The 13,276-nt window shown below is 64.2% G+C and carries 9 protein-coding genes and 1 pseudogene; 2 read left to right on the top strand and 8 right to left on the bottom strand.

Annotated elements, in window-relative coordinates:
• Nucleotides 1–3: 3 nt before the first annotated feature.
• Nucleotides 4–114: pseudogene (locus ACG0Z3_RS10770) on the top strand (IS1595-like element ISPels1 family transposase); the annotation flags it as partial.
• Between the two features lie 200 nt (nucleotides 115–314).
• On the opposite strand, the gene ACG0Z3_RS10765 reads toward ACG0Z3_RS10770, so the two are convergent.
• The 5 genes from ACG0Z3_RS10765 to ACG0Z3_RS10745 all read right to left on the bottom strand — a co-directional run bounded on the left by ACG0Z3_RS10765 (nucleotide 315) and on the right by ACG0Z3_RS10745 (nucleotide 9,506).
• Nucleotides 315–1,379, bottom strand: a complete 1,065-nt coding sequence (locus ACG0Z3_RS10765) for an EDSAP-1 family PEP-CTERM protein (RefSeq protein WP_394397485.1) — start codon at nucleotides 1,377–1,379, stop codon at nucleotides 315–317.
• Between the two features lie 154 nt (nucleotides 1,380–1,533).
• A complete protein-coding gene (gene prsT, locus ACG0Z3_RS10760; protein WP_394397484.1) occupies nucleotides 1,534–4,329 on the bottom strand; it encodes an XrtA/PEP-CTERM system TPR-repeat protein PrsT in 2,796 nt (931 codons plus the stop codon).
• A 225-nt stretch (nucleotides 4,330–4,554) separates the two neighbouring features.
• A complete protein-coding gene (gene prsR, locus ACG0Z3_RS10755; RefSeq protein WP_394397483.1) occupies nucleotides 4,555–5,916 on the bottom strand; it encodes a PEP-CTERM-box response regulator transcription factor in 1,362 nt (453 codons plus the stop codon).
• Nucleotides 5,913–8,075: an XrtA/PEP-CTERM system histidine kinase PrsK gene (prsK, locus tag ACG0Z3_RS10750; RefSeq protein WP_394397482.1), complete on the bottom strand. Its 2,163-nt coding sequence runs from the start codon at nucleotides 8,073–8,075 to the stop codon at nucleotides 5,913–5,915. Before prsK ends, prsR begins: the two co-directional genes overlap by 4 nt.
• A gap of 48 nt (nucleotides 8,076–8,123) precedes the next feature.
• Nucleotides 8,124–9,506: a TIGR03013 family XrtA/PEP-CTERM system glycosyltransferase gene (locus ACG0Z3_RS10745; protein WP_394397481.1), complete on the bottom strand. Its 1,383-nt coding sequence runs from the start codon at nucleotides 9,504–9,506 to the stop codon at nucleotides 8,124–8,126.
• Here ACG0Z3_RS10745 and ACG0Z3_RS10740 point away from each other — a divergent pair.
• Nucleotides 9,490–9,819 carry a hypothetical protein gene (locus tag ACG0Z3_RS10740; protein WP_394397480.1) on the top strand — a complete coding sequence of 110 codons (330 nt, stop codon included), beginning with the start codon at nucleotides 9,490–9,492 and terminating at the stop codon, nucleotides 9,817–9,819. The genes ACG0Z3_RS10745 and ACG0Z3_RS10740 overlap by 17 nt on opposite strands.
• A 286-nt stretch (nucleotides 9,820–10,105) precedes the next feature.
• Here the strand turns inward: ACG0Z3_RS10740 and ACG0Z3_RS10735 are convergent, their stop codons facing one another.
• The 3 genes from ACG0Z3_RS10735 to ACG0Z3_RS10725 all read right to left on the bottom strand — a co-directional run bounded on the left by ACG0Z3_RS10735 (nucleotide 10,106) and on the right by ACG0Z3_RS10725 (nucleotide 13,276).
• Complete coding sequence (locus tag ACG0Z3_RS10735) at nucleotides 10,106–11,245, bottom strand: branched-chain amino acid ABC transporter substrate-binding protein (protein ID WP_394397479.1); 1,140 nt, start codon at nucleotides 11,243–11,245, stop codon at nucleotides 10,106–10,108.
• Nucleotides 11,246–11,387: 142 nt separating this feature from the next.
• Nucleotides 11,388–11,810: a DNA polymerase III subunit chi gene (locus ACG0Z3_RS10730; protein ID WP_394397478.1), complete on the bottom strand. Its 423-nt coding sequence runs from the start codon at nucleotides 11,808–11,810 to the stop codon at nucleotides 11,388–11,390.
• 2 nt (nucleotides 11,811–11,812) lie between these two features.
• Complete coding sequence (locus tag ACG0Z3_RS10725) at nucleotides 11,813–13,276, bottom strand: leucyl aminopeptidase (protein WP_394397477.1); 1,464 nt, start codon at nucleotides 13,274–13,276, stop codon at nucleotides 11,813–11,815.

Raw genomic sequence — 13,276 nt, 5'->3', positions numbered from 1 at the left:
GCCCAGGGCGCTTGGCACATTCAGAACGCCAACGCGTATCACGCCAGGATCAAAGGCTGGATGCCCCGCTTCCACGGCGTGGCCAATTCGTACCTGGCCAGCCACCTTGGCTGGACCGGTCAGCCCAAAACGTTCCGCCACCCCGCACCGTTCCTAGCAATGACTGTGGACGTCTGCCCCGCCACGAAGCAGGGCGCAAAGAGCCAAAGCAAAAGGGAGCGCATGCATGCGCTCCCTTTTGTCTCTTTTTGGCAATGTGCACATCGAGTGCGCACTGGCGAACAGGCCAGCCAAGAGCTGGCCTGTTCAACCAATCACTGCTTGCGCGAGCGACGGCTCACAGCACCCAAACCCAGAAGTGCCAAACCAGCCAGGGCCAAGGAGCCCGGTTCAGGCACATGCAAGCGATCCACGGACGTCGTAGTCGTTGCCTGAAGCGAGAGCGAGTAGCTGCCGGCAGCCAGATTGGCAATCTTCAGGCCAAAACTCTTGAAGCTATCGAACGATGCGTCGTAACCAGACGGGTTGAACGACCGCGAGCGGGTCACGTTCAGGTTGCCGCCGTCATTCAATTCCGTGCAATTCGCAGCCACAACGTCGTCTTGATCCACGCAGTTGTTTGTGGCCGTGTTGCCCGATGGGTTCCAGGTCCACTCGTCGCCGGTGATGTTGTTGGAAAGCGTGAACGTCACATTGGAACCGGCAGAAGACGTGTAGACCCCGCCCGAACTTTCGGCGATGTTGCCCTTGAGGGTCAGCAGCGCCTCGAAGGAGACATACAAGTCGGTATCGCTGGTGGTAAAGATCGACGTCAGCAGCGTAGTCGTCGACTTAACCTCTGTGTTGGCCTTGGCCGTGCCGTTCACGTTCAGCAGCGACTCAGCAATCTGAACTGTGTTGGTCTTGGTGCCGTCCAAATTCACCAACTTGGCGGTCGTGATTTCCGAGTCCGCATTGCTGTAGCTCTGCGTGTTGTTCGAACCCAGGATGGCAAAGTTGTCTTCAGCACGCAGCGAAAGCAGGCCAGGTGCGTTTGCAACCTTGGCGCCCAAAATCGGACCGCCGCTGTTGTTGCAAAGAGTGCTCGGGCTCGGCAAAACCTGGCCCGTGCAAGAACCACCACCACTGTCAGTGGCAGTCACGCCACCGATGGGCGTGAAGGACGCCGTGTTCGTGAGGTTGAACGTGTAGTTCGAAGCCGCACCGACGTCGTTGATAGCCGTGTTGGCTGCGCCAGCCGGGACGATGCCGATATCCAGATCTTTGATTTCCAGCTTGGAAACAGCGTAGACATAAGCGCTGGCAGGCGCTGCGGCGAACAGAGCGGCGCAGGCGCTGGCGACTGCGGCGATCGTCTTGACTTTCGAATGCTTGATCATGATTCCGACCCTTGGCTAAACCGAGGCCGATTTGCCTCAGTGACACCCTTTAAAAGCACACACCGTGCCAGACGACGCAAGTCACTGTCCCGGTTAGATTTTTCCACAAGCATGTTGCGCTCATTTCGGCCACTGAAAAGAATTCCGACACCCGTCAGAGCGCAGCCCACAGTCGGGCAACTTCGGCATGAGCAGCAAAACGCACACCCATGTCCTTGAGGGGAGTCAGCTCCTTCTTGGCTGCAGCCTTGTCGCCGGCTTCGATCAAGAGCTTGGCCAGGTTCAGGCGCAGGATGCCGTTGTCCCCATCCAGGGTCACCGCACGCCGCTGAACCTCCAGCGCGCGCACCAGTTGCTTGTCGGCGGCCAACACCGCAGCCTGAGTGTCCAGATAGCCCGGGCTGTCGGGGCGCAACTTCAAGGCGCGTTCGACAAACGCCATGCCGCCCGACTTGCCCTGCCTTGCCATCGCATAGGCAATGTTGTTCAGCGCATCGCTGTTCTCGGGCAACAGCTCCACCACTCGACGGAACTGACGCTCGGCAACGTCAAACTGTTGCTGGCGCAGGGCGACGTCGCCCAGATAGGCCGGGAATCCGGCATCGCGGGGTTGAGCCTTGATCCAATCTTCCGCCCACTGCGCGGCCTCGCTGTCGCGCTTGGCACCGCGCAGCGCCATGTGCAGCTTGACCGCCAGGATGCTGGCCGGACGCGTCTTGAGCGCCTTGCGGTACACGTCGACCGCTTCGGCGGACTTGCCTTTTGCCAGGTGAATTTCAGCTTCGAGATCGAGGCCGGTGGTTTCGCTCGGACGCTGTTTTTGCACCTCCCGAGCCATGGCAATCGCTTCGTCCGCCCGACCCTTGGCAAGCGCAACCTTCACCAGCGCCTGCTGAGCCGGCAAATGTGTCGCGTCCAGCGACAACGCCTTCTTCAGGCTCTGCTCGGCAGCGGCCGCCTTGCCGGCCGCCACCTGCACACCAGCCAACCTCATGAAGGGGCGGACTGACTTGGGCTCCAGCGTCACCAGCTTGTTGAATGCGGCCAGGGCTTGCTCGATCTCGCCGGCGGCCGCTTCGGAACGTCCGAGCGCATCCAGCAGATCGGGCTCGTCCGGCAGCGCACTGATGGCCTCTCGGGCTGTCGCCTGAGCGGCCTTGATGTCCTTGGCGCCAAGTTGCAGTTCAATCAGCTGCAAGCGTGGCGCCGGTTCCGTCGGATTGCCGCGAATCGCCTGCGCCAACAGATCCGTGATCACGGCCGGCGAAGCACCCTCGGCCTGACTGAGCTTGGCCAGGGCCAGCAAGGCCTCCACGTGCTTGGGCTTGGCCTTGAGTAAGGCTTCGAAACGGCCCTTGGCCGCCACGAGATTCTGCTGGCGCAGGTCTAGCGCGGCATGACTGGCAACGGCAGGGAAAAAGGTGGGGTCGATGGCCAAAGCCTTGTCGAGACTCGCGCGGGCACTGGCGATATCACCCACCTGCACTTGAACCTTGGCGCGCAGGTTGTGGGGTAAGGGGTTCTTTGGCAACTTGGCTTCGATGGAATCGATGGCCTTCAACGCCTCCGGCAGTTCTTGATTGGCCAGCAGCAGGCTGATCAGGGCCAGATCGGCACTGGTCGCGACCCTGTCCTCGGCGGCTATCTTGCGCAGTGATGCCTTGGTTGCCGCATAGCCAGCAGTTCCCTGCCTGGCCAGTGCCAGCTTGGTCAGACTGGCGGTGTCGTTCGGGTTCAGCTTGACGGCCCGCTCAAACTGCGCGCGCGACGCCTCGAGATGCCCCTGCAGCAACTCGGCCTCACCCGCCAGCCCATGCACGAGAGCGCCAGCGCTGCCACTGACCAGCAAAGGCTGCAGCGTCGACAGGGCCTTGGCCGGTTCACCCATGCGCAGATAGGTCTGGGCCAGCGTCGTGCGCAAGCCCGGCTGGGCCGGCCGGATGCTGAGCGCTTTGCTGAGGGTACGCTCCGCCTGCAACAGGGCACCGGTGGCCAGTTGCACGTTGCCCGCCAGCTGCAACACGCTCACCTCCTCTGGCGCGCCTTTGAGCGCCAACTCGGACGCGGCAGCAGCTTTCTTGAGGTCGCCGCCGGCAAATGCCAGCTGGGCTTCCAGGTAACTGATCAACACCCGGTTGCCCGACGCCTTCTTCAGTTCGCTCAGCTGCTGCTCAGCCTCCTTCATCTCCTTGCGTGCAATCAGCAGCTCCACGCTCGCAGCCCGTGCCGACACGTGCGAGGGTTGGATCTCCAGCGCCTTCTGGAAAGCGGCCTGCGCCTTGGATGAATCCCGCCGCCCCAGCATCAACAACTCACCCTTCTGGAACCAGGCGGAGGCGTCATTCGGCGTCAGCGCCAGCACCCTGTCCGCCAGTGCCAGTGCCTCATCCGTGCGACCCTCGTAGCCGGCCAGCCTGGCCTGCAGCATCAACGCCTTCGGGTAGTCGGGCACTTTGGCTAGCGCCTGCGCAAGCGCAGCGCGGGCCTCGCCGGCCTTGCCGAGCGAGGCTTGCGCCGTGGCGATGGATGTCTTCAGGTCGGCAAATGTGGCTGCCTGCGAGGGACTCAATGCGGCGAACTCGTCCACCACGACCTTGTGCTGCCCAGCAGCCACCAGCGCCCGGGCCAACGGCGCCACCAACTCGTCCTGCGGATAGTTCAACTGCTGCGCCTTGCGCAGCTCGACAACGGCAGAAGCCGCTTCGCCGATCTCAAGCAACACGGAGCCGAGCATGAATCGCGCGCGCGCCACGTTGGGATCCTGGCTGAGCGCCTCCTTCAGCTGGATCATGGCGGCCTTGGTGTCGCCCTTCTTGACATAGCCGTCGGCCGATTCCACCAACTGATCGACGGTCATGCGACCACAGGCCGACAAAAGCACGGCGGCAAGCAGTGCCGGCAGCAAAGCCATCCGGCGCGCAGGGCGCCCTTGTTTTTTCAACGTTGTCATATTCAGAACTCCCAAAACCTTGAACTCAGCGCATGACCGACTCATCGGCGGCGCTCATTGCTGAACCGGGAAAACACCACCCACGCCCTCAATCGGGCTTGGCGCCAGCGGCTCGACGTGCGAATTCCACGCCCTCACGAAACCACTGCTGGCGGCAAAGCACGGCTGCGAAATCACTGCACCGCCGGAGCCCGGCGCGAACCCGAGAAGCCGGCGCAAGGCGCATCACTTGAGTTGCAGCCGATTCATCAGGTCATACAGCGTCGGCCGGCTCACGCCCAACAACTCCGCCGCGCGCAGGATGTTGCCGTCGGTACGCGCCAACGCGGTGATCACGGCCTGCCGCTCGGCAGCCTCGCGCACCGCTCGCAAATCCAGCGTCTCCGCGCCCTGCTCTTCCACTGAGATGCTGCGCAGGCCCAGGTCGAGCGCCGTGATGCGGTTCTCGTCCGCCATGATGACGGCCCGCTTGAGCATGTTCTGCAACTCACGGACATTGCCCGGCCAGCGGTGCGCCTCCAGCGCTCGCACGGCGTCGTCGGCCAGCGTCGGCGCCGCCCGGCGCATGTCGGCAGCAAAGCGGCGCGCGAATGCATGGGCCAGCAGCACCGGATCGCCAAGGCGCTCCCGCAGCGGCGGGATCTCGACCACGATCTCGGCAAGGCGGTAATACAGGTCCTCACGGAAGCGCCCATCGGCGATGCGTGCCTTCAAGTCCTGGTGTGTCGCCCCGACCACGCGCACGTCGATGGGGATCTCCTGACGCCCCCCCACCCGCTCGATGACACGCTCCTGCAGGAAGCGCAGCAGCTTGGCCTGCAAGGGCATCGGCAGATCGCCGATTTCGTCCAGCATCAGCGTGCCGCCGTTCGCGGTCTCGATCTTGCCGACGGTGGACTTGGTCGCTCCGGTGAAGGCGCCGCGCTCGTAGCCGAACAGCTCGCTCTCGAGCAGCGTCTCGGGGATGGCCGCGCAGTTGATGGCCACGAAGCGGCCTTTGCGTCTGGAGGCGTCGTGCAGGCCCTGCGCCAGCACCTCTTTGCCCGTGCCACTCTCGCCCAGAAGCAGCACGGTGGCATCGCTGGGCGCCACCTTCTCGATCATGCGGCAGACGCGTTGCATGCCGGGGTCCCGCGTGATGAGGCCCGAGAACACATCACTGCTCTGCTGCATCTGCAGGCGGCGGTTCTCCTGCTGCAGTTCGTAGAGCCGATAGGCGCGCTCGACACTCAGGCTCAACACGTCCGGATCCACCGGCTTGGCCAGGAAATCGTAGGCCCCCATGCGGATGGCACGCAGCGCGTTGTCCTGGTCGTTCTGGCCGGTCAGCACGATGACCTTGGCAGCAGGGTCGAGCTCCAGCAAGCGCTCAAGGCACTTGAAGCCCTCCGACACGGAGTCCTGGTCTGGGGGCAGTCCCAAGTCCATAGTCACCACGGCCGGCGAGTGCCGCCTGAACTGCAGGACGGCGCTGGCCACGTCGTCCGCCGTCACGGACTCGAACTTGTCCAACGACCACTTGAGCTGCTTTTGCAGCGCCAGGTCGTCCTCGACGATCAGCAGCGGCGCGTGACGAGGCGTCGTCATCGCAGCTCCAGCCCCGCCCGCGACGCATCGGCCTGCGCATGAAACAGGGGCAGGAGCAGGGTCACCGTGGTGCCCTGGTTCAATTCACTTTGCACGCTGATCTTCCCCCCCAATTCCTGCACGTACTGATAGCTCTCGTGGGCTCCGATACCCATGCCGCTGACCTTGGTCGTCTGGAACGGCTTGAACAAACGATTCTGTATGAAGTCGTCGCTCATGCCGCAGCCTGTGTCGGTGACACGCACGCGCGCCTGGCTGCCTTGCGCATCGAGGCTGAGCCGCACCAAGCCTCCAGCAGGGGTCGCATCAAATGCGTTCTGCACCACGTGCCCCAGCACCCGCTCCATGCGCTCGGCATCGCCCCGGGTGCTCACGCCCGCCTGCAACGCCAGCTCCAGCGCCCGGCCTTTGCTGGCCGCGGCGACGCCAAGTCGCCTTGCGATCTGCTCGAGGTCGACACCGCTGGTCACGCCATGCGGCTTGTCCCCCTGGCGCAGCTGCAACATCAGCTGTCGCATCTTCTCCAGCGAGTTCTCCACCGTGTCCAGCATGTCCTGCTGGAACTCCGGGTTGTCGCGCAGGCGCTTGGCGTTCTTCATCATCAGCGACAGCTGGGTGACGATGTTCTTCAGGTCGTGGACCACGAAGGCCGACATGCGATTGAACGCATCGAACTTGCGCGCCTCCAGCAAGGCCTCGGTGGCCTGCGCCTGCGCCAGATAGCCGGAGGCCTGACTTGCGGCAGTGCGCAACAGATCACGCACCTCCCAGTTCAGCTCGACGGCGGCACGCGGACGGCCGAGCACCACGAAGCCGATCAAGGTCTCACGCACCTGCAGCGGCAGGACCAGCCAGCAACGCGCCTCGTCCACCAGCCAGGCCGGCAACTCCAGTCCCGGGTAGGCATCCTGGCGCTGACGCCATTCATCCACATCGATGATCCAGGCCCGCTCCGCAAAGAACGCCGCCAGCGACCCGTCGCGCGGCTCGACCCCAGGCTGAGCCGGCAGATTCCAGCGCCCCGCCTGCGCGAACTCCCCGCCGGCCTGCCGCTGCAGCCACAGCATGCCGCTGGGGCTTTCCACCAGATTGGCCAGTGCGCGCACGACCGTCTCGGCCGTGTGCTGCGGCTCCACGCTACTGGCCAGCAGCGCCGTGAACCGCAGCCATTCCTCGCGATAGTCGTACCGGTAGCTGAAGAAGTTCTTGCTGATGTAGACACGCAGCCGCGCCCGCACGGAACCCGACGCGACGATCAGCATCAGCGCCACCAGCGCGACGAAGATCAACACCACCGACAGCGCCCGCCCCCACTGGCCACCGGTGTAGCGGACGTAATACCCGACACCGGCCACCACCAGCAGATAGCCGCCCACCAACAGCAAAGTGGCCGAGTGAAAGACCGCCGTGCGCGACAGGTGAAGCCGACCGCGCCAATCGCCTTGCCGCTGCGATGCCACATACAGCAGAGGCACGGCCGCCGCATGGACCAGCGAGCGGACGCTGGCCGCATCGCCGTCGAAGCGCTGGAACAGCACCGCCTGAGCCCCGAGGAACAGGTCGAACACGAAGACACCGCCCAGCCCCAGGCAGAAGGGCTTGACGTTCCAGCGCGCATCGGCGGCAACGCCGCGCAGCAACTGCTCGACCAGCACCAGCCCAAGAATCGACAGCGCCAGGGCGCCAAACGAAAGCGGTCGGACCAGCGCATCGTGAGGCAGCCATTCCGCGCCCAGCACCAGCGCTGCTTGGGCCGATACCGCCAGCCCCACCACCGGCCGGGCCCAGCCGAGCGTCCGGGTACCAACACGCGGCAACAGCTTCACCAGGAAGGCGAACCACAGCCCGAAACGCGACACATCCAGCAAGGGGCCCAGCCAGGTGGGCGTGCGATCGGACCAGTGACTGAGTCCGTCGATCAGCGCGACACCCGCCCACGCAGAACTCACGGCCAGTGCGGCCAGGAACACGATGGCAGGCAGCGTGCGCTGCAAGCGCCCACGCAGCAATCGCTGCGCAAAATAGAGCGCGAACACGCCGTAAACGGCGCAGCAAACCAGATAACCCAGATTGCCCAGGGAGATGAACGAAGCCACGGGCTCCGACAGGGCAAGCGAGGAAGGCATCAATTCCGCATCAGGCATGCGCGATTTCAGCATGCCGGTTGACGCCAGCCATCGGCGCGCGGGCCGATGCCGGCATGACGCTCAGCGAGCGCCCTTGCCGGTCAGAACGACGGCCACCGTCTCCAGCATGATCAGCAGATCCAGGAAGAGGGAATGGTTCTTGACGTAGTACAGGTCGTACTGCAATTTCTCAACGGAGTCCTCGATCGTCGAGCCGTACTCGTAGCGCACCTGCGCCCAGCCGGTCACGCCCGGCTTGACGCTGTGGCGCACCGCGAAATATGGAATCTTGCTGACCAGCTCATCCACGAAGTACTGCCGCTCAGGACGCGGCCCCACCATGCTCATCTCACCCATGAGCACATTGAAGAGCTGCGGCAGCTCGTCGATGCGGACCTTGCGGATGAAGCGCCCGACACGCGTGACGCGGTCGTCGTTCTTGCTGGCCCAGCGCGGCTTGCCGTCCTTCTCGGCGTCCGTTCGCATGCTGCGGAACTTGATCACCTTGAAGTTGACACCGTTCAACCCCACCCGCTCCTGACGGTAGAGCACCGGACCGCGAGACTCCAACCGGATGGCCAGCGCCGTCACCAGCATCAGCGGCCAGGACACCGCCAGGATCAGCAGCGCGAACACCAAATCGCAGGCCCGCTTGATCGCCGCCCGCACCATGCCCTGGCTGAAGCCATCGCCGAACACCAGCCAGCCGGCGTTGACATGCTTGATGTTGATCTGCGCCAGCGTCTTCTCGAAATGCGTCGCAATATCCACCACCCGCACGCCAGCCAGCTTGCAATCCAGCAACTGGCGCAACGGCATGCTTCCGCCGCGGCGTTCACTCAAAGCCACGACGATCTCGTCCACATTCAGGCGCAGCGCAGCCTCGGTCAGGTTGGCGCCGTCATTGACGATCTCCGGCTGCGGCACTTCGTGCTGCTCTTCGTTCGGTCCGGCGTAGTAGCCGACGATCTGCGCGTGGGGATCAGATGCTCTCAGGGTGTTGCCGACAGCGCGCGCGGCCGGGCCGACACCAAAGATCAGGATGCGGCTGCGCAACCTGGCCTGCGCGCCGGAATGCGCCGCGTAGACACGATGCACCATGACAGCCGCAACGGCGACCATGGCCACCAGCGTCAGCAAGTCACGGTGACTGGTGGTCGACGGCACCAGGCTAAAGATCACGTACGCCAGCGGCAGGCCGAACAGCAGGCCGAACAGCGCGCGCGCGCAAGACTCGGTCACCGAGCGGTTGTGGACGTGCTGATAGAAGCCCGTCGCGGAATTGATCACGAACATGCAGCCAGCCAGCGAAAGACCATGGGACGCCGCGAACGGCAGCACGGTCTGCGCCGACTCGCCCTGGCTCAACACCACAGCAATCACGGCAAAAACGATCAGCCCCAGGTCAAAGAACACCTGAAGCAGCGTCTGCCTGTGCAGATAATGATTGAATATTCTGATCATCTATATCCCCGATCAGTTCCGCCGAGCGCCGATCGCGATTTCACTCATTCAACAAAACAGAATTCGCAGGCCATCAATTTACTCCCAGCCGGAAATCTTCTATTTTTCTATTTACCGGACCGCCAAAGCTTACCGGCTCGCGTACCAAGCCATCGACGTCAGCCACGGCCGACGCAGCACCCAGTCCTTGATCGCGCCGGCATCATGCCTCCGACACCCAGGCTTGAAAGCCCCCCGTTTGGAGGGTGGCCCCTCTCGAAACACCCATGAAAACAGGCCGGCAGCAGGCAATCTTCACAAGCGCCGCAAGTAGACCCCAAAGCCGACGACAAGCGCGTGAAAGCGGCGCAGGCAACGCAGCAAAACGTGCGAATGACACAGATCCGGACTTGAAAACCCGGAAACATGCAGCACCATACATTTCAAACCAACCCGGATACCCATCCCGATAGGCGCAAATACCACACACACCCACCCGACCGGCCTTGAATTGACGCGCGCTATTCATCACCGAGAGAAAACAAAAGAAAACCCGCCATCGGCGGGTTTTCGTCGGCGCCCGAGCAGCTCGGGCATCCAGCATCGGGCGTATGCCGATATCAGCGCACCACGGCGATCTGTTCGCGGGTGCCGGCCTTGTAGGTGTACAGCGTCAGCGAGCCGTTCTTGATGTCACCCTTGGCGTCGAAAGCAATGGTGCCCGTGACGCCCTTGTAGTTGGTCTTGGAAAGCTCCGGCAGGTACTTCGCGGGCTCAGAAGACTTGGCACGGACCATCGCGTCCACCAACACGTTGACGGCATCGTAGACATACGGCGCGTAGATCTGCACGTCGGTGTTGAACTTGGCCTTGAACTTGGCACGGAAGTCGTCCATTGACTTCTTGGCCTCGCCCTCGACGCCGCCCGCCTCGGCGCAGACCACCTGGCCATCGGCCATGGTGCCGGCCGACAGTTCCGGCAGCTTGCCCGTGCAGATGCCGTCACCGCCCATGAACTTGGCAGTGATGCCCAGCTGCTTCATCTGGCGCAGCATCGGGCCGGCGACGGCGTCCATGCCGCCGAAGAACACGACGTCAGGCTTCTTGGCCTTGATGGTCGTCAGGATGGTGTTGAAGTCGATGGACTTGTCGGTCGTGAATTCATGGGCCACGACCGTGGCGCCGTTGGCCTTGGCACCCTTCTCGAATTCCTTGGCCACGCCCTGGCCGTAAGCCGTGCGATCGTCGATGACGGCGACCTTCTTGGCCTTCAGCGTCGTGGCGGCGTAGCGACCCAGCGTGCCGCCCAGCTGGCCGTCATTGGCCACCACACGGAAGGTCGTCTTCAGGCCGCGGCTGGTGAACTCGACGGCAGTGGCCGACGGGCTGATCTGCGGAATGCCGGCGTCGCTGTAGATCTTGGACGCGGGAATGGAGGTGCCGGAGTTCAGATGGCCCACCACGCCGTTGACCTTGGAGTCCACCAGCTTGGAGGCAGCGGCCGTGCCCTGCTTGGGGTCGGCAGCGTCGTCTTCAGCCAGCAGTTCGAACTTGGCCTTCTTGCCGCCGATGCTCACACCCTTGGCGTTCAGTTCCTCGATGGCCAGACGCGCGCCCAGCTCGTTGTCCTTGCCCAGGTGGGCGATGGCGCCGCTGCTCGGGCCCACGTGGCCGATCTTGACGACCAGCTCTTGAGACATCGCCACGCCGCTGAGCAGCGCAGCCACAGCACCCACCACCACATTCAATTTGACTTGCATGGATCAACTCCGTTTTGGAAGGGAAGAGAGAAAAAGACCAGCGACAACCGTTGAGCCTTCAACGAATTGAACATATCCCAAATCCGAAAGGGCACTCATACGGGAAAGCATGCCCCTGGGAACTGGGCGCAACAGCGCGGCATCAGCCCGCGGCAGTGAAATGGTCCAGCTGTGCGCCCGCCTGCTTGTAGGTGCGGTAGCGCTCACGGCCAGCCTGGACGGCATCCGGCTCGCGCCCGACCACCTCCAGCACGCGTTCAAACGCCAGCGCATCGGCAGGCAGTGCCAGCGACAGGTTCAGCAGTAAGCCGCGATGCGGCAGACCTGCGGCGTCACTGACCAGCAGCACCTCGCCGGGCGGCGTCGGCGAGGCACCATCCCAGCGTCGATGCGGGATGAAGTCCATGGGGTCGAAGCTCCACAGCAACTCGTCGAGCCGTGCCGAATCGGACACCGCCACACAGACACCCACCGGCTTGCCCGACGCGAGCGCGCGACGGACGAGCCGACAGGCGAAGTGCAGCGGATCCGCCGCGTCGCTGTAGAAGCTGACCTGGACCGCCACGCTTACTTCGCGTGGCCCAGCACAAAGTGCGTCAGCAGACCGACGGGCCGGCCAGTGGCGCCCTTCGCGGCGCCGCCCTTCCAGGCCGTGCCGGCGATGTCCAGGTGGCCCCAGCGGTACTTGCCAGCGAAGCGCTGCAGGAACTTGGCGGCCGTGATGGAGCCGCCCGCACGGCCGGCGATGTTGGGCACGTCGGCGAAGTTGCTCTTCAGGCCTTCGGCGTACTCGTCGTCCAGCGGCATGCGCCAGCAGGGGTCCAGCGCAGCGTCGCCCGCCGTCGTCAGTGCGGCGGCCAGTTCGTCGTCGCTGGCGTACATGCCGCTGCGCACACCGCCCAGCGCGATCACGCAGGCGCCGGTCAGCGTGGCGACGTCGACCACCACCGCCGGCTTGAAGCGCTCCGCGTAGGTCAGCGCATCACACAGGATGAGGCGGCCTTCCGCGTCGGTGTTCAGGATCTCGATGGTCTGGCCCGACATGGACGTGACCACATCGCCCGGCTTGATCGCGCGGCCGCTAGGCATGTTTTCGCAGGCTGCGACGATGACGACGAGGTTCAGCTTGGGCTTGAGTTCGGCCACCGCGCGCAGCGTGCCGATGACGCTGGCCGCGCCACCCATGTCGAACTTCATCTCGTCCATCTCAGCGCCCGGCTTCAGCGAGATGCCGCCGGTGTCGAAGGTGATGCCCTTGCCGACCAGCACCACCGGCGCCACCGTCTTGGCCGCACCTTCGTAGCGGGCGACGATGAAGCGCAGCGGCTCGTCCGAGCCCTGGGCTACGGCCAGGAAACTGCCCATGCCCAGCTTCTCGACGGCCTTCTTGTCCAGCACCTCGACCTTGAAGCCGTGGGTCTTGCCCAGTTGTTGCACGACCTCGCCCAGATATGTGGGCGTTGCGTGGTTGCCAGGGCGGTTGGCGCATTCACGGGCGAGCTCGATGCCGGCCGCGACGGCCTCACCGCGGGCCAGGCCCGCCTTGGCCGCCTTCAGCGCAGCCTTGCCCACCAGCAGCGTCAGCTTGGCCAGCTTGGGCGCCGGAGCCGCGCTGGGCTTGGTGTGGCGGTAAACATATACCGCTTCCGTGCCGGCCACGGCGGCCTGCTCGGACAACGCCTCCACCAGCGCCTCGTCGAAGCCGGCAAACACGACCGCCGCGCTCGCGACGCCGCGTGGCTTGACCTGGGCCAGCCCCGCCGCCAGCGCGGCACGGGCCGCCGCCAGCGTCGTCTTGCCGCTGGCGGCCAGCACCAAGCGCGCCGCCTTCAGGCCGTCGGCCTGCGTGAGCGTGATCGCCTGGCCGGCCTTCAGCGAAAAGTCACCGAGCTTGATCGCGGTCTGCGCATGTTTGGCGACGACGGCGTCCAGGCCTTGGGGCAGCGTGTCGCCGCCGAGCACCACGATGAGCGCGTCAGCACCCGCGGTAGCGAGTGCATCCAACTCTGTGGCTTGAACCTTGAAGTCCAT

The organism is Pelomonas margarita, from assembly GCF_043555875.1.
Lineage (GTDB): Bacteria > Pseudomonadota > Gammaproteobacteria > Burkholderiales > Burkholderiaceae_C > Pelomonas > Pelomonas margarita.
This window is presented reverse-complemented; position numbering and strand designations above follow the sequence as displayed.

Bases quoted from the DNA above. Each gene is read 5' to 3' on its own strand.
- ACG0Z3_RS10765 (WP_394397485.1), bottom strand. From the start codon at position 1,379: ATGATCAAGCATTCGAAAGTCAAGACGATCGCCGCAGTCGCCAGCGCC.
- prsT (WP_394397484.1), bottom strand. From the start codon at position 4,329: ATGACAACGTTGAAAAAACAAGGGCGCCCTGCGCGCCGGATGGCTTTG.
- prsR (WP_394397483.1), bottom strand. From the start codon at position 5,916: ATGACGACGCCTCGTCACGCGCCGCTGCTGATCGTCGAGGACGACCTG.
- prsK (WP_394397482.1), bottom strand. From the start codon at position 8,075: ATGCTGAAATCGCGCATGCCTGATGCGGAATTGATGCCTTCCTCGCTT.
- ACG0Z3_RS10745 (WP_394397481.1), bottom strand. From the start codon at position 9,506: ATGATCAGAATATTCAATCATTATCTGCACAGGCAGACGCTGCTTCAG.
- ACG0Z3_RS10735 (WP_394397479.1), bottom strand. From the start codon at position 11,245: ATGCAAGTCAAATTGAATGTGGTGGTGGGTGCTGTGGCTGCGCTGCTC.
- ACG0Z3_RS10725 (WP_394397477.1), bottom strand. From the start codon at position 13,276: ATGGACTTCAAGGTTCAAGCCACAGAGTTGGATGCACTCGCTACCGCG.